The organism is Mycobacterium shinjukuense, assembly GCF_010730055.1.
Taxonomy (GTDB): Bacteria; Actinomycetota; Actinomycetes; order Mycobacteriales; family Mycobacteriaceae; genus Mycobacterium; species Mycobacterium shinjukuense.
Map to the genome: position 1 here is coordinate 3,743,121 of NZ_AP022575.1, position 18,647 is coordinate 3,761,767.

Genomic DNA, 18,647 nt, shown 5'->3' on the forward strand with positions numbered 1-18,647 from the left:
TTGCTGCCAGACCCAGCCCGATCAGGTGTGCTGGGTGTTGCCGTTGGTGGTGCCGCCGTTGGGGGTGGCGCCCAGCGCCTGCTGCAGGTCAGACTTCATCGCGTTGAGCTGCGCACCCCAGTATTCCCAGCTGTGCGTGCCGCTGTCCGGGAAGTTGAACACGGCGTTGTGGCCGCCACCGGCGTTGTAGGCGTCTTGGTACTTGATGTTGCTGGTCCGCACGAAGCCCTCGAGGAACTTGGCGGGCAGGTTGTTGCCACCCAGGTCCGAGGGCTTGCCGTTGCCGCAGTACACCCACAGACGGGTGTTGTTGGCGATCACCGTGCCGACGTTCAACAGCGGGTCGTTGCGCTGCCATGCCGGGTCACCGGACGGCCCCCACATGTCTGAGGCCTTGTAGCCCCCGGCGTCACCCATCGCCATGCCGATGACCGTCGGCCCCATCGCCTGGGAGGGGTCCAGCAGGGCCGACATCGCGCCCGCGTAGACGAACTGTTGCGGGTGGTAGGTGGCCAGGGTCAGCGCCGACGTTCCGGCCATCGAAAGGCCGACAACGGCGCCCCCGGTGGGCTTGACCTGCTTGTTGCTGTGCAGCCACTGAGGCAGCTCGCTGGTCAGGAAGGTCTCCCACTTGTAGGTCGTGCAGCCGGCCTTGCCGCAGGCCGGGTTGTACCAGTCACTGTAGAAGCTGGACTGCCCACCAACGGGCATGATCACCGACAGCCCCGACTGGTAGTACCACTCGAAGGCGGGGGTGTTGATGTCCCAACCGTTGTAGTCGTCCTGCGCGCGCAGGCCGTCGAGCAGATACAGGGCCGGCGAATTGGGGCCGCCGCTTTGGAACTGGACCAAGATGTTGCGGCCCATCGCCGCCGAGGGCACCTGCAGGTACTCCACCGGCAGGCCCGGCCGCGAGAACGCCCCCGCGGTCGCTGAGCCACCGACGACACCGACCAGACCCGTCAGCATGGCCGCGCCAACGGCGCCCACCATGAGTCGGCGCGGCATACCCGTCACGGCGCCACGAAACCTGTCAACAAGCTTCATCCTTGCTTCCTCATCCTTAGTTTTAGGCGCATCCTGAACTTTTGGGCGCATCCTCAACTGGGTCGAACTGCCGGCGCGGGGCGCAGCAGTGCCCGTGTAGTCAACCACAACTTCGGGCGTCCACTCTCCCCGACCGCGTCGCCGATCCGTCCGTCCGGCGACGAATCGGCGCGATGTGCCGGCCTTGACTGCCCGCCAGACATGGCATTTTCGCATGTGCCGGCCGTTCGGCCCGCACCGGTGGCGCTCAAAATGTGATGTTGCTGTCAATTGGGCCGTGCGGCGCTTCGGCGCGGCGGACCGCCGGTCGGGCACCGCCGGAAACGTCGTTTCATCGCTCGGCTGCCGTTCGGCTACTCGCGGGGCGGGGCCGGGGGCAGCTGGGGCACCTCCAGCCCGCACCTGATCAGCTCGTAGAGCGGTACCCGGTCGATCCGATACCGGGTGAACTGGTAGGAGTGCAGCAGATTGGAGACGAACCGGTGCAGGGTCAACGGCGCGCGCACCGAGTTCAACACCGCCTGGGTCGCCGGGCACCGCAGCGCCGCCTCCGCCTGCGCGACCCACTGCTGGTCGAGGTAGCCGGGAACACCCGGATACCACTTCACCCACGGGCCATCGGCGATCACCCAGTCCGGGAACAGGTTTTTGTCATGCCCGATGCGGGCGTGCTTCAGCCGCTCGGTGTGCGCGGCCAACGGATTGGCCAGACCGATCTGGTCGATCACCCGGACATCGAGGCCGACGTTCATGCCCAGCATGCCCAGGTTGGTGAAAAACACCGTGTGTTGCGGCTTTTGAGTGGCCGGAATGCCCGGGGCGGTTCCCGGCGGGATCATCGGCACCAGATCCCATTGCGTGTAGTTGCCCGACGGCAGCAGCAAGGCCCCGTCCGGGGTGTTGTCGAGCGCGACCAGCACCGCGGCCATCCTCGGGTAATCCAGGTAGTCGGCCGCGGTCAGCGGATGTGCGCGCCCGGTGGCCTGGGCGTAGAAGCGGCGCTCGTCGACGATCCCCGAGTAGGTGACATGGGTGGCGTCGTCACCCATGCCCGGTGAGTTTGCCGCCCAGAGCGACCAGCCGGCTACCCCCAGCCAGAGCAGGCCGACGACCCCGGCCAGCCAGTAGCCGGTCTCGCGGGAGAAGTCCTTTCCGTCGGGCATCAACACCGGGATCACCGCCACCGGTGCCAGCACACAAAACAACGGCACCAGCAGCACCCTGCCGTGCATGAAGTCGCCGCCTTGCCGAATCCAGTACAGCGCCTGCAGCAGACCGCTAGCCAACATGAACACCACCACGGCCGGAGGACTCTGCACGGCCCGGGCCATCCGGCCGTAGTCCGGCGCCAGCGCGGGGCGCATGAACGACGGCCGACGCCGCGCCACCGTCAACAGAATTCCCAGCGGCACCAACAGGACCACCGGCACCCACAGCGCATAGGGCCGGTTGAAGTTGGCGAGATAGATCATCCCCTGCGACCACTTGTCACCGGCGGCGTCCTTGGCCAGGGCGGTACCCGGCACCAGCAGCCCGTAGTAGCCCATCCGGAAAATCTGGTAGGCGACCGGCAGCAACCCGCCGGCGAGCACGATCAGCAGGCGACGGCGCCAGTCGCGGGCCGCGATCACCATCATGATCAGCGCTGCCCCGCCGATCAGCGCCAACTCGGGCCGGACCAGCACGCTGCATCCGGCGACGAAGGCCAGCCCACCGATGAAGACGCGGCCATCCGGGCGCACCCGCAGCGGCTGCGACCAGCACACCATCATCCACCAGAGCAACCCCAGATAGGCCAGCACCAAGCCGTTCTCCAAGCCCGAGGTGGCGAAGTCGCGCGCCGGTGGCACCGCGATGTAGACCAGCGCCCCGGCCGGCAACACGATCGCCCGGCGGCCCCGCAAACTGGGCGCATACAACCGGGCGGTTCCCAACATGAGCAGCACGACACCCAGCACCGAAAGCGTCCACGCCACAGCCAGCGCCACGTACTCCAGGCGCATCGGCCCGCCCACCCAGCTGGCCGCATACAGCAGATAGGTCCACACCGTGGAGGTGTTGGCCTCGACCCGTTCGCCGACGTTGAACACCGGGCCGTTGCCGGCCAGTAGATTACGCACCGTGCGCAGCACAATCAGCCCGTCGTCGGCGATCCAGCGTCGCTGCCAGGCCCCCCAGCCGAACAGCGCGGCCACCACCGCCACGCTGATCCACAGGCTGACCCGAACCACGGGTTCACAGGGAAACACCGGCCGGCCAACCGGCTTGATCACCGGCCGGCGGGTCAACGCACCGGCCTGGAGGGCTTTGAGCTTGGCGCTAGCCGAAGGCAACAGCAGCACCAACTGTTCCGATCCATGTCAGCGCCAACAGCTGCAACACCCGGTCGCGCAGCGCGATGTCCTCGGGCTCCCCGGCCAGCCCGCCGTCAACGTCGACGGCGTAACGCAGGATCGCGATGGTGAACGGGATCATCGACACCACGAACCAGGACCCGCGGTAGCCGTCACGCTCGAATGCCCACAGCCCGTAACACAACACCACCGCGGTGGCCGACAGTGTCCAGACGAATCGCAAATAGGTGCTGGTGTAGCTTTCCAGCGACTTGCGGATCGCCGCGCCGGTTCGCTCGGCCAGTTGCAGCTCGGCGTAGCGCTTGCCGGCCACCATGAACAGCGACCCGAACGCCATGGTCAGCAAGAACCACTTGGATAGCGGGATGTCGGCGGCCACGCCGCCGGCGATGGCGCGGATCAGGTACGCCGACGACACGATGCAGATGTCGATCACCGCCTGGTGTTTGAGGCCGAAGCAATACCCCAGCTGGATGCCGATGTACACGGCGATCACCAGCGCCAGATTCGGCGTCAGCGCCCAGGCACCGGCCAACGACGCCCCTGCCAACACCGCCGCCAGGCCGTAGGCCAGCCATTCGGGGACCACACCGGCCGCGATCGGCCGAAACCGCTTGGTGGGGTGCTCCCGGTCGGCTTCGACGTCGCGCACGTCGTTGATCAGATACACCGCGGAGGCCGCCAGGCTGAACACCGCGAAGGCCACCGACACCTTGGTCAGCACCTCGGCGTAGTCGTAGCGGACACCGCCGCCCAACGCGGCCAGCGGCGCGGCCAACACCAGCACGTTCTTCACCCACTGCCGGGGGCGCATCGCTTTGACCACCCCGACCACCAGGTTTGCCGGCGGTCCGGTCACGGGCACCACGTCGTCACTCATCCGGCCGCACCTCTCGTGTTCGGGGCCGTGTTCGGGCCGGCGGCGGGCTGAGCACCCCCGCGGCGGCGCACGTCCTGGTCGGGCATCCGGCCGTCGAGTGAGACGGCGAGGGCCGCGATCACGGCGCCGAGCGCAACACCGACCGCGACATCGCTGGGATAGTGCACCCCCAGCAGTATTCGCGACAGCGCCATCGGCGGCACCAGCGCCGCGGGCGCGGCCACCACGCTGCGCAACCCGGCGGCCCGGCCCATCAGGATGGCCGCGGCCGTGGTGGAGGTGGCGTGCGCCGACGGGAAGCTCAGCTGACTCGGCGTTCCGACGTTGACCGCGATCGCCGGATGGTGTGGACGCCGGCGCCGCACCAGCCGCTTGACCAGCACCGCGGCCGCGTGGGCGACGACCGAGCCGGCCCCGGCCAGCAGCCACTCCCGGCGCCGACGGGGCACCAGGACCGCACCCAGCAGCGACACCGCCAGCCACCCGACGCTGTGCTCGCCGAAGTGGGACATGACGCGCGCGGTGGTCAGCACCCCGGGGCGATCGGCCAGCGCCGACTGGACGGCGACCATCGCGGCCACTTCGCCGCGCGGCGGCGCCGCCGGTTCAGCCATGCGCTGGCTCGTTACCGACCGCCGGCCGGGGCTTGCACCCGCTTGCGGGGAACAGCGCCGTCTCCCACTTCTGCTTGCTGGACAGCACCGGCAACGCTGCGCGGTATACCCTGCGCATCTCGTCGAATCGGCGCAGCAGTTGACGCTGGCGCCGCAGCGACTGCCACAGCAGCGAGAACATCTTCGCCCGGTCGCGCTGCCGGTACACCACGCCGCACCCGTCGGCCGTCGTGACGGTCACGCCGTCGACCGTGCACAGCCGAAACCAGCGGGCGTCCTGGGTGGGCACGTTGTACTGCGGGCGCCGATGGTGGGCCGGGTCGGCGGCCGTGAGGTTGTGCACGATCCCGCGGGCCAGCCGGTAGCCGATCGTCACCGGGTTCACCGGCGGCCTCATCACCTTGTTCTTGTGCAACGGCGGCGGCAATTCGCTGGCCGCCGGCAGCACCACCGCATCCGGATAGGCCTTGCGGATGCGGTGCACCTCCGGCAGCGCCGACTCCAGGATGGAAAAGAGGTGCTCGGGGCCGGCGAGGAAGTCGTCGATGGCCTTGTTCTGGATTGCCACCGTCGAATATTCCAGGCAGGCAAGGTGTTTCAGCGTTGCCTTCAGGTGGCTGCGCACCAGCCCGGTGACTTGCACCCTTGGGCCGTCCCAGTGCATGGCGGCGACCACCAGCCGGTTGCGCAGGTGGAAGTAGGCCTGCCAGTCGATGGCGTCGTCCTTGTCGCTCCAGGCCATGTGCCAGATCGCCGCACCCGGCAACGTGACCGTCGGGTAGCCGCGCTCGGCGGCCCGCAGGCCGTAATCGGCGTCGTCCCACTTGATGAACAACGGCAGCGGCTGCCCCAACTCCTCGGCGACCTGGCGGCCAATCATGCACGTCCACCAGCCGTTGTAGTCGACATCGATACGCCGGTGCAGCAGCTTGCTTTTGTCCTCCTTGTCGTAGAGCGGATATTCGGCGAAGTCGTGGTCGTACTCGGCGTGCGGCGCCGCGGTCCACATGAAGTTCGTGCGGTTCACCACCTCGCCCATGATGTGCAGGTGCGACGGCTCCTGCAGGTTGAGCATCTGGCCGCCCACCAGCATCGGGCTCTTGGCGAACCGGTGCATCGCCAACACCCGCAGGATCGAGTCCGGCTCGATGCGGATGTCGTCGTCCATGAACAGGATCTGTTGGCAATCGGTGTTCTTCAGCGCCTCATACATCACCCGGCTGTAGCCGCCGGAACCGCCCAGGTTGGGCTGGTCATGCAGGGACAGCCGATTGCCCAGCCGAGCAGCCGCGGCGGGGAAGTCCGGATGGTCGCGCACCTTGCGGGCACCCTGATCGGGCACGATCACCGCGCCGATCACCTCGTCCACCAACGGGTCCGCGGTGAGCTCGCGCAGCGCGTTGACGCAGTCCGCGGGGCGGTTGAACGTCGGGATGCCGACCGCGATGTTGGCGGTCCCGGGCGCCGGGACGGTGGCATACCAGCCGCCGCGGCGCAACGTGACCTTGCTGTCGGTGGTGATGTCGAACCAGATCCAGCCGCCGTCCTCGAACGGTTGCAGCCCCACCTCGACGTCGAGCACCTCGGGCTGATCCTCGGTGCCGGCGAACTCCCGGCCCTCGACGAAGATGCGTGCCCCGGTGGCCTTGGTCCGGTAGACGTCCACACGCCCGGCTCCGGCCAGCTCGACGCGCAGCACCACGGACGTGCAGATCGACCAGCGTCGCCAGTAGCTGGCCGGGAACGCGTTGAAATAGGTGGCGAACGACACCTCGGACTCGGCGCCGATCTGCAACGCGGTGCGGCTGGTCGCGTGCGCGCGCCGAGAGTTGGTGGTCGACTCCTGCAGATACAGCTTGCGCACATCAAGCGGCTCGCCGGGGCGCGGCAGGATGATCCGGGACAGCAGGCTGACGGCGGTCATGCCGAGGCTTCCTCAGCGATCAGCGGGGCGCCGTCGCGCAGATGGGGCCCAAGGACGTTCTCGTACATGCTCAACGCGCTGGCGATGGCCATATGCATATCCAGATACTGATAGGTGCCCAAGCGCCCGCCGAAAAGCACCTTCGATGACGCGGTCTCGGACTTCGCCCTGGCCCGATAGGTGGCCAACAGGGCGCGGTCGGCTTCGGTATTGATCGGATAGTAGGGCTCGTCGTCGTTGTCGGCGAACCGCGAGTATTCCCGCATGATCACCGTCTTGTCCGTCGGGTAATCACGTTCGGGGTGGAAGTGGCGGAACTCGTGGATGCGGGTGTAGGGGACGTCCAGGTCGTTGTAGTTCATCACCGCGGTCCCCTGGAAATCCCCGATCGGCAGCACCTCGACCTCGAAGTCCAGGGTGCGCCAGCCCAACCGGCCGTCGGCATAGTCGAAGTAGCGGTCCAGCGGGCCGGTGTAGACCACTGGTGCCTCGGGACTGGCGGCGCGCAGCTGGTCGCGCACGCTGAACCAGTCGGTGTTCAGCCTGACCTCGATGCGGTCGTCGGCGGCCATGTTCGTCAACCAGGCGGTGTAGCCGTCGACCGGCAGACCCTCGTAGGTGTCGCTGAAGTACCGGTTGTCGAAGGTGTAGCGCACCGGCAGCCGGGTGATGTTGGACGCCGGCAATTCCTTGGGGTCGGTCTGCCATTGTTTGGCGGTGTAGCCCTTGACGAACGCCTCATAGAGCGGCCGGCCGATCAGCGAGATGGCCTTTTCTTCGAGGTTCTGCGCATCCGCGGTGTCGATCTCGGCAGCCTGCTCAGCGATCAGCCGGCGGGCTTCCTCGGGGGTGAAGTAGCGCCCGAAGAACTGCGAGACCAGGCCCAACCCCATCGGGAACTGGTAGGCCTGCCCGTTGTGCATCGCAAAGACGCGGTGTTGGTAGTTGGTGAAGTCGGTGAACTGGCGCACGTAGTCCCACACCTTCTTGTTGGAGGTGTGGAACAGATGCGCACCGTACTTGTGGACCTCGATGCCGGTCTGCGGCTCCGGTTCGGAATAGGCGTTGCCGCCGATGTGCGGCCGCCGCTCGATGACGAGAACCCGCCTATCCAGTTGGGTGGCCACGCGCTCGGCGATCGTCAGGCCAAAGAATCCGGAGCCGACGACGAAGAGGTCGAAACGAGCGGTCATCGGTTGCCTAGGGTATCTGACCTTGCTGCGAAAACCCGATTTGGCGGCTCGTGGGGGCCGGGGTTTCAACGGGTTTCGGCCAGCTGCGCGGGCAGGATGTGGGCCGTCAACCGCCGGCCGCACCGAAGGTCGCGATTGCCTCACGATTCGGTATAACCACTCTGGTCACACCAATCACACTCGTACCATCGATCGGGTGGGGTTCCTGCCATGCACTCCGAAACACCCGGGCAGGCGGCTCGACACCCTGCACAGCCCATGTTGCGGCCCACATTGAGGAGACTTCCGTGCCGAACCGACGCCGACGCAAGCTCTCGACAGCCATCCGCGCGGTCGCCGCCCTGGCCGTTGCGAGTCCATGTGCCTACTTTCTTGTCTACGAATCGACGGCCGGCAGCACACCACCGGTCGAACACCACGAGTTCACGCAGGCGGCCAACATCGCCGACCTGCCCAGCGAGCTGATTGGCGCGCTGTCGCAGGGGCTGTCGCAATTCGGGATCAACGTGCCGCCGGTGCCCGCCCTGGGCGGTAGCAGCGGTGCCAGCACCGGGCTGGGGACCGGTCCCGGCCTGGGGACCGGTCCCGGGTTGACAAGTCCAGGCCTGACGAGCCCCGGCCTCACCAGCCCCGGCCTGACCAGCCCGGGCCTGACCCCCACGTCGCCGGGGTCGCTTGCCACGCCGGGCACGCCGCTGCCGCCGATGCCGGGTGCCGAAGCCAACCCCGCGCTCACCAACCCCGCGCTGACCAGCCCCGCGGGCATCACGCCCGGCCTCACCGGCCCGACGGGTTTGACGCCAGCCGGTGGCACCGGCGAGATCCCGATCACCTCGCCGGCCGGGTTGGACCCCGGTGTCGACGGCACCTACCCGATCCTGGGTGATCCATCGCTGGGCGGTGGCACCGGTCTGTCGCCGGTCAGCCCGGCCAGCACGGCCAGCACCGGGGGCGGCGGGCTGGTCAACGACCTGATACAGGCCGCCAACCAGCTGGGCGCCAGCCAGGCCATTGACCTGCTCAAGGGCCTGGTGATGCCGGCGATCATGCAGGGTGTGCAGAACGCCGGGGGCGCGGCCCCGCCGGCCGCACCAGCCGTTCCCGCGCCACCCGCGCCCGCCGGGGGCGCGCCGGCCGCGCCGGCACCGGCCGTGCACGCCGGCGCGGCGCCGGCACCGGCGGCGCCGGCACCCGCCGCCCCGGAACTCATCCCGGTCACCTAGCGCACCGCGAGCCTGTCACCTGACGACACCGCAGAGCCACCGCTGGACCGGATCCCGGCAACCCATCCAGCGACATTCCTCTGCGGTGTCGTCGACGGGATTTTCCGCATGCGCCGCGCGCATCCCGTGTCGCCTCATACGAAACACTAGACACACACGTAACATCGATTGGTGCCATCTGGCCGCCGCACACCCACGATGTTGCTGACCGCCATCGCAGCAACGGTGTTCGTTGTCTTGTGGGCGCTGCACCGTCCCGCCGCCGGCGCCCAGCAGACACCGCAACCCGACGACACCAAACTCGCCGAGCGGCCGCTGATCGGGCTCGGCGGCGGCATCACCGTCCGCGAACTCACTCAGGACACACCGTTCTCCTTGGTTGCGTTGACCGGCGACCTGGCCGGCACCTCTACCCGGGTGCGCGCCCAGCGCCCCGACGGATCCTGGGGACCCTGGTACCAGGCCGAGTACCAAGCCTCAGCGCCGGACGCGGGCACGGCCGCTGCGGCGGAGGGCGGTGAGCCGGCAATGGGTCCGCGCAGCACCGACCCGGTCTTCGTGGGCACCACGACGACCGTGCAGCTCGCGGTCACCCGCCCGATCGATGCCCCGGTGACCCAGCCACCGCCAGGCGGCACGACCGAGGGCAGCCGAGGCGGTCTTGGCTACCGGCCCGCCACCAAGGAACGGCCCTTCGGGCAGAACATCTCCGCGATCCTCATCTCGCCGCCGCGGGCGCCGGCCGGTACCCAGTGGACGCCGCCGACCGGTGTCACCATGCCCGGCCAGGCCCCGCCCATCATCGGCCGCGCGGAATGGGGTGCCGACGAGTCGCTGCGATGCGGTAGCCCACAGTACGACCGTAAGGTTCGCGCCGCGGTGCTGCACCACACCGCGGGCAGCAACGACTATTCACCGTTGGAGTCGGCGGGGATCGTCAAGGCCATCTACACCTACCACAGCAAGACCCTGGGTTGGTGCGACATCGCCTACAACGCACTGGTCGACAAGTACGGCCAGGTGTTCGAGGGCAGCGCCGGCGGACTCACCAAGGCGGTCGAAGGGTTCCACACCGGCGGATTCAACCGCGACACCTGGGGCGTGGCGATGATCGGCAATTTCGACGACACACCGCCCACGCCCGTGCAGCTGCGCACCGTCGGCCGGCTGCTCGGCTGGCGGCTGGGGCTAGACGACGTCGACCCGAAGAGCACGGTGGACCTGGAGTCGGAGGGCGGTTCCTACACCACCTTCTCCGGCGGAGCCATCGCGAAGTTGCCCGCCATCTTCACCCACCGCGACGTCGGCAAAACCGACTGTCCCGGTAACGCCGGCTATGCACTGATGGACGAGATCCGCGACATCGCAGCACATTTCAACGATCCGCCGGAGGAGCTGATCAAGGCGCTGGAGGGCGGCGCGATCTACCAGCGCTGGCAGCAGCTGGGCGGGATGAACAGCGTGCTGGGTCCGCCGACCTCACCGGAGTCAGACGCCGAGGGCGGGGGGAGATACGCCACCTTCGCCAAGGGCGCCATGTACTGGTCTGCGGTCACCGGCGCCCAACCGGTCACCGGCGCGATCTATGACGCCTGGGCCCGGCTGAGCTATGAACGCGGTCCGCTCGGGCTGCCCACCAGCGCCGAGATCCAGGAGCCGCTGTGGATCACGCAGAACTTCCAGCACGGAACGTTGAACTTCGAACGGCTCACCGGCAATGTCACCGAGGTCGTCGACGGGATCACCACGCCGTTGGCGACACAACCTCCCAGCGGCCCGACGGTGCCGCCCGAGCATTTCTCGCTGCCCACCCATCCCATCCCCTGACTAGTCTTAAAGCCCCTCGCCGACTGTGAATCTGACAACGCAACAGGCCGCTGCGGCGTCGTCAGATTCACAATCGCGGCGCGCTCAGCTCTGACGGGCCACCATTCCGTGGCAGCCCCGAGTGTCGCAGAGGCGATCGAGGCGGCCACCGCCGCGGCGGCGCCCTCCACGACGGGGGTGGTCGCGGCGGCCGGCGATGAGGTGTGGGCGGCCATCGCGGGTTTATTCGGCAGCTACGCCCAAGAGTTTCAGACGCTGACCGCGCAGGCGACGCTGTTTCACGACCAGTTCGTCCGTGCGTTGAGGGCGGCCGGGGCGGCGTATGCGGCCGCCGAGGCCGCGAACGTGTCGCCGCTGCGGTCGCTGCTGTCACCGGCCGAGAGTCCGGGGATTTTGCCACCCCTTGAGCGGCTGCTGGGGCGTCCGCTGCTGGTGAGCGGCGCCGCGGGCACCGGGGCCACCGGCCCCGCGCAGCCCAGCACGCTGCTCGGCACCGCCACCAACGAGGCAGGTCTCGGCGGGGCGGTTACCTACGCAGCCACCGAAGCCCTCGCCGCCCCGCCCACCAACGGGGTGACCGGAGTCAAGTCGGGGTTCTCCTTCCTGCAAATTCCGATCGGCCCGTCCTCCTTCCTGGGCCTAACGATTCCCCAGTTCAACTACCCCGCCCCGGCACACTGGTACTTCCCGACGCAGGCGGACGGTTCGATGAACGCCACCGGTGTCATCTATCTGCAGCACGGCTTCGGGGCAATAGGTTGGTTCTACGAGCCGCTGGCCATCCAGCTGGCGCAGCAGACCAACAGCGTCGTGGTCGTGCCCACCGTGCCGTCAATCCCGTTGCCGTTCGGCGCCTGGATAGGCGGCGCGCAGATGCAGCAGGGTGTCGCCGCGTTGTTCCTCGGCAGCCAGCCGGCGCTGAACGTCAGCGCGAACCAGGCCGGTTACCAGGGCACGCTACCGGAGGACTTCATCTTGTCCGGACACTCCGCCGGCGGGGGCCTCGCGACGATCGCCGGCGGCAATTACATCGCGGCCATCGGGGCGAACCCCGCCGACAACAACCTTCTCGGCGTGCTGATGTTCGACGGGGTCGCATCCAATTCCGCGGCCTTCGGGAGCGCGGTAGCCAGCCTGCAGACGTTGAGTGTCCCCGTCTATGTGGTGGCCGCGCCGCCCCAGCCATGGAACGCTTTCGGCGCCACCACCAATCAACTGGTCAGTCTGTACCCCGGGCAGTTCGTCGGGATCGAGATCGTCAACGGCTCGCATGTCGACTCAATGCTGGGCGGAAAACCCATCATCGACGTCGCGGCCCAGCTATTGACCGGGTTCTCCCCGCCCGGCGCCACCGCGGCGGTGTACACCCTGTCCTCGGGCTGGATCAACGACATCTACGCCGGGGCGGGCCCGACCAACCCGATCTATGGCGTCTACGGGCCCACCGGTGGCTACGTGACGCCCGGCGGTCAAGCGATCATCCTGGGCCAGGCCGGCGGGGTCGTACTGCCGTAGTTGGAGCACCGCAACGGCTGCCGATCCGAAACGGGGTTTTGAACCACGGTTATGCAAGTTGTCTTTGCGAAGCGGCCAAATTGCAGCAAAGTGTTGCGCCGAATCCCCGGCGGCGCGGGGACGCCCGCTACTACGCTCCACTCACCGGGCAGTGAGATCTCGAGAGGAAATGACCGTGTCGTTCGTGGTCACGGCACCTGAGGCGATAGCGGACGCGGCGAGGAATCTGGTAGGCATCGGCTCCACGGTTCGGGAGGCCACCGCGGCGGCCGCGGGCCCCACGACCGGGATCGCGGCCGCCGCCGCCGACGAGGTGTCGACCGCTATCTCCCGGCTGTTCGGCACCTTCGGCCAGGAATTCCAGGCGGTCAGCGCCCAAGCGGCGGCGTTTCATGCCGAGTTCGTCCGCCTGCTCAACGGTGGGGCGGCGGCGTATCTGGGCGCCGAGATCGCCAACGCCGGGCAGGCCCTGACCCACGGCAGCGCGGCCGCGTTGCTGTCCAGCCAGGTCGAGGCGGGTGCGACGGCCGTGTCCGGGGCCGTCGCGAGCGTGCCCGGGCTGCAGGGGCTCAACACGACCTCGCCGCCGGGGCTGTGGACGCCCGGCGCGGCCGCGGTCGCCGCCGTTCCGGGCGGCGCGTACGGGCAACTCGTCGTCAACACGGCCACCAACCTGCAAGCCCTCGGCAATGCCTGGGCCGCCCACCCGTTTCCCTTCCTGAGTCAGGTCCTCGCCAACCAGCTGGGTTATTGGCAGCAGATCGCCGCCGCGATGGCCGGTGCCATCCAGAACTTGCCCGCCAGCTTGGCGAACGTGCCGGCGGCCATCCAGGCCGGCATCCAGCAGCTGTTGGCGTTCAACTGGGCCTATTACATCCAACAGTTCATCAGCACCCAGATCGGCTTCGCCCAGCTGTTTGGCGCCACGCTCAACCACGCGGTCACCGGCCTGGTGGCCGGGCTGCCCAATTTTGGGGCCGGGCTCGAGTTGGCGTTTCAACAGCTCTTGGTGGGCAATTACTACGGCGCGGTCACCGACCTGGGGCAGGCCTTCGCCAATCTGTTGGTCACCGGGGCCGACACCAGCAACGTAACGATCACCGTGCAGAATCTCACGGTCATCATCACGGCCAAACCCGTGCTGCTCGGCCCGCTGGGTGATCTGTTCACCCTGATGAACATTCCTGGACAAGAGGCGCAGTACTTCACCAACCTGATGCCGCCCTCGATTCCCAGGCAGATGGCGCAGAACTTCACCAACGTGCTCAATACGCTGACGACCCCCAGCATTTCAGCAACCGTCACAATACCGGTGCTAAACCCCTCGGCCGGAACACTGAGTACCTTCTTCGGGTTGCCGTTGGTGCTCACCTATGGCGCAGCGGGTCCGCCGTTCGCCACCCTGAACGCGCTCGCAAGCAGCGCGGAAGTGTTCAACCAGGCCCTGGCGACCGGGAACGTGTTAGGAGCGGCCGGCGTACTCATCGATGCTCCAGCCGTCGCACTCAACGGCTTCCTGAACGGAAACACCCCCATCGATATGACGATATTGGTGCCAACGGGTCTGCCAAACGGTTTGCCCCAAACCGTAGCGATCATTCTGCACATGCCCTTCGACGGGATTCTCGTTCCGCCCCACCCCATCACGGCAACGATCGACCCCCATCTCAGTGGTGTTAACCCGATCAACGTCACCATCTTCGGCACGCCCTTCTCAGGACTGGTGCCGCTGTTCGTCAACTACATCCCCCAACAGCTCGCCCTGGCGATCAAGCCCGCGGGATAGCCGCGCCGGGGCGCGGTCACAGGATCGCGACCGCGACCACCAACCCGAGCGCGAACTGGGCCGCCGCCACGACGCGCGCCTCGTAGCTGAACTCGTCGGCGCGGAACAACGCGGCCATGTCGATGCCGATGACCAGGGTCGCGATCCTCATCATCACGACCTGGGCGGCGATCCCGACCAGTCGGGTGCAGCGCCACGAGGGTCGTCGTCATCGACGATCAACACCTTTCGTTGCAAGAGAATTCGGTGTGGCAGAAGTGCCGCGCCTCATTGGCGCCGCGTTCGCGGTCAGGCCCACCAACGCTCCAGCACCCGGGCCACGCCGTCCTCACTGTTGGGCGCGGTGACCTCGTCGGCGGCCGCCAGCGCGTCGGGATGCGCGTTACCCATCGCCACGCCATGGCCGGCCCGCAGCAACATCGGCACGTCATTGGGCATGTCGCCGAAGGCCACCACGTCGGCCTCACCGATCCCCAGCGGCCGGGCGATCTCGTCCACCCCGGTGGCCTTGCTGATACCCAGCGCCACGATCTCCACCAAGCCGTTGTTGGTGGAGTAGGTGATGTCGCCCTCGAAGCCGACGTGTTTGGCCAGCACGGCCGCCATCTCGGCGCTGCTGGCGCCGGCTCGACGGATCAGCAGCTTGATGGCCGGCGCGCTGAGCAGGTCCTCCCGGGACACCTCGGTGTTATCCGGGTTGAGCCAGGCGTGCTCGTAGCCCGGGGAGCTGACGAACTGGGGGGTCGCGGTGTCGTGCGCGCGTTCGCCGATGCGCTCGACGGCCAGCCCGACACCGGGGATCACGCGCGTCGCGATCTCCGCCAATTGCGCCAGCACGTCGACGGACAGCGTGTGCGCCGACACCACCCGATCGGTGGCGGGATCGTAGATGACGGCGCCATTGGCGCACACCGCCATCGGGGCAAACCCGAGCGCGTCGACCACCGGCCGCACCCAGCGCGGCGGGCGACCGGTAGCCAGGACGAACGCCGCACCGCCGGCGACCGCGGCATGCACGGCGTCACGAGTTCGCGGGGTGACGGTTTCATCGTCGTCGAACAGGGTGCCGTCGACGTCACACGCGATCAGCCCCGGCGGGGACGGCTTCATACTGGGCAGGCGGTCAGCGTCGTCCGCCTTGGTCGCGCCTCGCCGTCGTCACGCCGTCGTACCCGTGCCGTTGCATCCGCTCGGCCAGTTCGGCCAACCGCAATTCCCGGGATTCTTCGGGGGTCGGCGCGCTGCCGCCCAGCCGCCGCGGCACCCAGTGCTTCCCCGCGGGATGCGGGTACTCCTCCTGGACCCGGTAGAGCATCGCGTTCATGACGTCGCGCAGCTCGGCGTTGAATTGCTCGACCTGGCCCCGTGCCCACATTGGGGCCCCGATCTCGACGGCGATCGGAACCTTGTTGCGGAACAACTGTTTTGGATGGTCCTTGGGCCAAATCCGGTGTGCGCCCCACACGATCATCGGGATGACCGGCACCCGCGCCTCGATCGACATCCGGGCCGCCCCGGTCTTGAATTCCTTCAGCTCGTAGCTGCGGCTGATGGTCGCCTCCGGATGCAGCCCGACGAGTTCTCCGTCCCGCAGCCGTTGCACGGCCATCGCGTAAGCCTCCGACCCCTCGGTGCGGTCCACCGGGATCAGCTGGGCGTGCTTGATCACGTAGTTGACCGCCCTGACCTCCTGCATCTCGGCCTTGATCATGAACCGCAGCCGCCGCCGGCGTTCTTTGGCGGCGATCGAGGCGGGAATCCAGTCCACGTAGCTGGTGTGGTTGAGGGCAATCAAGGCTCCGCCGCGCAGCGGAATGTTCTCCAGGCCACGGTAGGTGATCTTGTTTCCGTTCAGCGCAACGATCGACGGAACGAGAACCTCCATCATTCGGAAGAACGGCTCTGCCATGTCGCAATTATCCCTCCCACCGCTAACCCGATTGCCGCTGCGTCCGGCCAGCGGCCCTGGCTGCGGCCTCGGCGGCGTCCATCCGAGCCGCCTCGGCCAGCGTCGGAGCACCACCGCCGAGCCGGCGCGGCACCCAGTACGCCCCGGCTGGGTGTGGGTAGTCCCGCTGCGCCTGGTGCAGCAGGGCGGTCATCGACTCGCGCAGCGCCTGGCCGGTCAGCGCGATGTCGGCGGCGGCCCGCAATGGCGGCCCCACGTGCACCGCGACGGGCACCTTGGTGCGGCCCACGTTGCGGGGATGGCCCTTGGTCCAGATCCGCTGGGTGCCCCACACAACCACCGGGACGATCGGGACGTGCGCCTCCAGCGCCATTCGGGCGGCCCCCGTCTTGAACTCCTTGAGCTCGAAGCTGCGGCTGATGGTGGCCTCCGGATAGACCGCGACCAGCTCCCCTTCCCGTAACCGCTGCACCGCCACCGCGTATGCGCCCGCCCCGGCGCCCCGATCCACCGGGATCATCCGGGTGCGCTTGATCAGGAAGTTGACCACCTTCACCCGTTGCATCTCGGCTTTGATCATGAACCGCAGCTTGCGGCGCCGCCGGCGCATGGCCAACGCGACCGGTAGCCAATCCACGTAGCTGGTGTGGTTGACGGCGATCACGGCGCCGCCCCGCTCCGGAACGTTGTCCACGCCGACGTAGCTGATCCGGGTTCCGGTGGCCACGACCAGCAGCTGGGCCAGGATTTCCAGCGTCCGGTAGGTCGGCTGGGCCATCGCTCATTGCTCCGCGGCGCCGGCGGGATGGGCGCGCCGGGCGCGCAGCGCCGCCCTGATCGCGGCCTCCTCGGCGTCCATGCGGGCCGCCTCGGCCAGCGACGGCGCGCCGCCGCCCAGCCGGTGCGGCACCCAGAACTCACCGGCGGGATGGGGTCCGTACAGTTCTTGTGCACGTTCGAGCAAGTGCTGCATCCGTGAATGCAGCAGCCCGTTCAGCTCGGCTACCGGCAGCGTCGGTTCAATCGGTTCGCCGACGACGACGGTGATCGGCACCTTCGGGCGCAACAGCTTCTTGGGATGACCCTTCGTCCAGATTCGCTGCGCACCCCAGACGATGTGCGGCACGATCGGCACGGCGGCCTCGACGGCCATGCGGGCCGCGCCCGTTTTGAATTCCTTGATCTCGAAACTGCGGCTGATGGTCGCTTCGGGATAGACGCCGACCAGCTCGCCGGCCTTGAGCATGCCGACCGCGGCATCGTAGGACGCGGCCCCGTCCTGCCGATCCACCGGGATGTGCCGCAGGCGACGCATGATCGGGCCGGTGATCTTGTGGTCGAAGACCTCCTGCTTGGCCATGAAGCGCACCTTGCGCCCGAGGCCCTGCTTGTAGGCGGGCAGGCCCGCAAAGGTGAAGTCGAGGTAACTGGTGTGGTTGATCGCGACGACAGCGCCGCCGCTGGCCGGTAAGTTATCTTCGCCGGTCACCGTGATCCGTAAACCCTGTACGCGCCACATCAAGCGGGCGAGCTGAATGACCGTCCCGTATACCGGTTCCACAGCAAGTCAGCCTAGTGCTCGGCGGCCGGTTGCCTGAAGCGGGAAACCGGCAACAGGGAGGTGCCCATTGTCCTTCCCGGCGTCCCCGCCCGCGGTGCCCGCGGTGGTTCGCCGGCTCGCAGCCGGGCGACCGGTGCGCGCGGTGTGGGCCAACGAGCTGGGCGGCCTCACCTTCCGGGTGGCTGCCGGTGCCGAATTCATCAAGGTGGCCAGGGCCGGGACGGCCGACTTCGCCAACGAAGCACGCCGGCTGCGCTGGGCGGCGCGGTACCTGCCGGTGCCACACGTGCTCGAGGTCGGGGTCGACGAAGACTGGACGTGGCTGCGCACCCGCGGGTTGCCCGGGCTGTCTGCGGTGCATCCGCGCTGGCAGGCCACCCCGGCAGTGGCCGTGCGGGCGATTGCCGTGGGGTTGCGCACTCTGCATGACAGCTTGCCGGTGTCGTCGTGCCCGTTCGACTGGTCGGTGGAAAGCCGGCTGACCGTGCTGCATCCCGCGCACCGGGCGAACCTGCCCGACCCGCCGCCGGTCGATCGGCTGGTGGTCTGCCACGGCGACGCGTGCGCACCCAACACGCTGATTGACGACGTCGGCCACTATTGCGGTCATGTCGATTTCGGTGAGCTCGGGGTGGCCGACCGGTGGGCCGATCTCGCGGTGGCAACGCTGTCGTTGGGCTGGAACTACCCGGGCCGCAGCTGGGCGGCGGACTTCTTCGCCGCCTACGGCATCGCCCCCGACCCACCGCGGATCGACTACTACCAGCGGTTGTGGCAAGACCCGACCCTCTGACGCACGCTAAGCTCGACACTG

The 18,647-nt window shown here is 68.0% G+C and carries 15 protein-coding genes and 1 pseudogene; 5 read left to right on the forward strand and 11 right to left on the reverse strand.

What is annotated here, in order from left to right; all coding sequences use genetic code 11:
• Positions 1-21: 21 nt before the first annotated feature.
• From ag85A to glf, 6 genes and pseudogenes are all read right to left on the reverse strand, one after another.
• Entirely contained in the window at positions 22-1,047 is a 1,026-nt protein-coding gene (gene ag85A / locus G6N20_RS16895; protein WP_083049336.1) for a diacylglycerol acyltransferase/mycolyltransferase Ag85A, read from the reverse strand.
• Between the two features lie 353 nt (positions 1,048-1,400).
• Positions 1,401-3,380 (reverse strand): terminal beta-(1->2)-arabinofuranosyltransferase, encoded by a 1,980-nt coding sequence (gene aftB, locus G6N20_RS16900; RefSeq protein WP_083049343.1) that lies wholly within the window; start codon positions 3,378-3,380, stop codon positions 1,401-1,403.
• On the reverse strand, positions 3,367-4,281 hold the full coding sequence (locus G6N20_RS16905) for a decaprenyl-phosphate phosphoribosyltransferase (RefSeq protein WP_083049334.1): 915 nt from the start codon (positions 4,279-4,281) through the stop codon (positions 3,367-3,369). Before G6N20_RS16905 ends, aftB begins: the two co-directional genes overlap by 14 nt.
• Before the next feature lie 89 nt (positions 4,282-4,370).
• Positions 4,371-4,895, reverse strand: a pseudogene (locus G6N20_RS16910) (phosphatase PAP2 family protein); the annotation flags it as partial.
• Positions 4,888-6,819, reverse strand: coding sequence for a glycosyltransferase (locus G6N20_RS16915; protein ID WP_083049328.1), 1,932 nt, complete (start codon positions 6,817-6,819; stop codon positions 4,888-4,890). The gene G6N20_RS16915 and the pseudogene G6N20_RS16910, both read right to left, overlap by 8 nt.
• Entirely contained in the window at positions 6,816-8,012 is a 1,197-nt protein-coding gene (glf, locus tag G6N20_RS16920; protein WP_083049325.1) for a UDP-galactopyranose mutase, read from the reverse strand. Before glf ends, G6N20_RS16915 begins: the two co-directional genes overlap by 4 nt.
• A 287-nt stretch (positions 8,013-8,299) precedes the next feature.
• On the opposite strand from glf, the gene G6N20_RS16925 reads away from it, so the two are divergent.
• From G6N20_RS16925 to G6N20_RS16940, 4 genes are all read left to right on the forward strand, one after another.
• A complete protein-coding gene (locus tag G6N20_RS16925) occupies positions 8,300-9,235 on the forward strand; it encodes a hypothetical protein (protein WP_083049322.1) in 936 nt (311 codons plus the stop codon).
• Positions 9,236-9,406: 171 nt separating this feature from the next.
• The gene (locus tag G6N20_RS16930; RefSeq protein ID WP_232065363.1) at positions 9,407-11,062 is read left to right on the forward strand and encodes an LGFP repeat-containing protein; all 1,656 of its coding nucleotides are present in this window, start codon (positions 9,407-9,409) and stop codon (positions 11,060-11,062) included.
• A gap of 108 nt (positions 11,063-11,170) precedes the next feature.
• The gene (locus tag G6N20_RS16935) at positions 11,171-12,577 is read left to right on the forward strand and encodes a PE family protein (RefSeq protein ID WP_269474133.1); all 1,407 of its coding nucleotides are present in this window, start codon (positions 11,171-11,173) and stop codon (positions 12,575-12,577) included.
• A 175-nt stretch (positions 12,578-12,752) separates the two neighbouring features.
• Positions 12,753-14,363 carry a PE family protein gene (locus G6N20_RS16940; RefSeq protein WP_083049342.1) on the forward strand — a complete coding sequence of 537 codons (1,611 nt, stop codon included), beginning with the start codon at positions 12,753-12,755 and terminating at the stop codon, positions 14,361-14,363.
• Positions 14,364-14,379: 16 nt separating this feature from the next.
• Here the strand turns inward: G6N20_RS16940 and G6N20_RS21815 are convergent, their stop codons facing one another.
• The 5 genes from G6N20_RS21815 to G6N20_RS16960 form a co-directional block, all read right to left on the reverse strand.
• Complete coding sequence (locus G6N20_RS21815) at positions 14,380-14,514, reverse strand: hypothetical protein (protein ID WP_263992246.1); 135 nt, start codon at positions 14,512-14,514, stop codon at positions 14,380-14,382.
• A gap of 137 nt (positions 14,515-14,651) precedes the next feature.
• On the reverse strand, positions 14,652-15,473 hold the full coding sequence (locus G6N20_RS16945; RefSeq protein ID WP_083049318.1) for a Cof-type HAD-IIB family hydrolase: 822 nt from the start codon (positions 15,471-15,473) through the stop codon (positions 14,652-14,654).
• 13 nt (positions 15,474-15,486) lie between these two features.
• The gene (locus G6N20_RS16950; RefSeq protein ID WP_083049315.1) at positions 15,487-16,272 is read right to left on the reverse strand and encodes a lysophospholipid acyltransferase family protein; all 786 of its coding nucleotides are present in this window, start codon (positions 16,270-16,272) and stop codon (positions 15,487-15,489) included.
• A gap of 22 nt (positions 16,273-16,294) precedes the next feature.
• Positions 16,295-17,050: a lysophospholipid acyltransferase family protein gene (locus tag G6N20_RS16955; RefSeq protein WP_083049313.1), complete on the reverse strand. Its 756-nt coding sequence runs from the start codon at positions 17,048-17,050 to the stop codon at positions 16,295-16,297.
• Positions 17,051-17,053: 3 nt separating this feature from the next.
• A complete protein-coding gene (locus G6N20_RS16960; protein WP_083049311.1) occupies positions 17,054-17,833 on the reverse strand; it encodes a lysophospholipid acyltransferase family protein in 780 nt (259 codons plus the stop codon).
• A 67-nt stretch (positions 17,834-17,900) separates the two neighbouring features.
• Between G6N20_RS16960 and G6N20_RS16965 the strand changes: the two genes are divergently transcribed.
• A complete protein-coding gene (locus G6N20_RS16965; protein WP_083049309.1) occupies positions 17,901-18,626 on the forward strand; it encodes a phosphotransferase in 726 nt (241 codons plus the stop codon).
• The last annotated feature ends 21 nt before the right edge of the window (positions 18,627-18,647 follow it).

What these genes read in the sequence shown, in the direction of transcription:
- ag85A (WP_083049336.1), bottom strand. Translation starts at nt 1,047, where the DNA reads ATGAAGCTTGTTGACAGGTTTCGTGGCGCCGTGACGGGTATGCCGCGC.
- G6N20_RS16905 (WP_083049334.1), bottom strand. Translation starts at nt 4,281, where the DNA reads ATGAGTGACGACGTGGTGCCCGTGACCGGACCGCCGGCAAACCTGGTG.
- G6N20_RS16915 (WP_083049328.1), bottom strand. Translation starts at nt 6,819, where the DNA reads ATGACCGCCGTCAGCCTGCTGTCCCGGATCATCCTGCCGCGCCCCGGC.
- glf (WP_083049325.1), bottom strand. Translation starts at nt 8,012, where the DNA reads ATGACCGCTCGTTTCGACCTCTTCGTCGTCGGCTCCGGATTCTTTGGC.
- G6N20_RS21815 (WP_263992246.1), bottom strand. Translation starts at nt 14,514, where the DNA reads ATGAGGATCGCGACCCTGGTCATCGGCATCGACATGGCCGCGTTGTTC.
- G6N20_RS16945 (WP_083049318.1), bottom strand. Translation starts at nt 15,473, where the DNA reads ATGAAGCCGTCCCCGCCGGGGCTGATCGCGTGTGACGTCGACGGCACC.
- G6N20_RS16950 (WP_083049315.1), bottom strand. Translation starts at nt 16,272, where the DNA reads ATGGCAGAGCCGTTCTTCCGAATGATGGAGGTTCTCGTTCCGTCGATC.
- G6N20_RS16955 (WP_083049313.1), bottom strand. Translation starts at nt 17,050, where the DNA reads ATGGCCCAGCCGACCTACCGGACGCTGGAAATCCTGGCCCAGCTGCTG.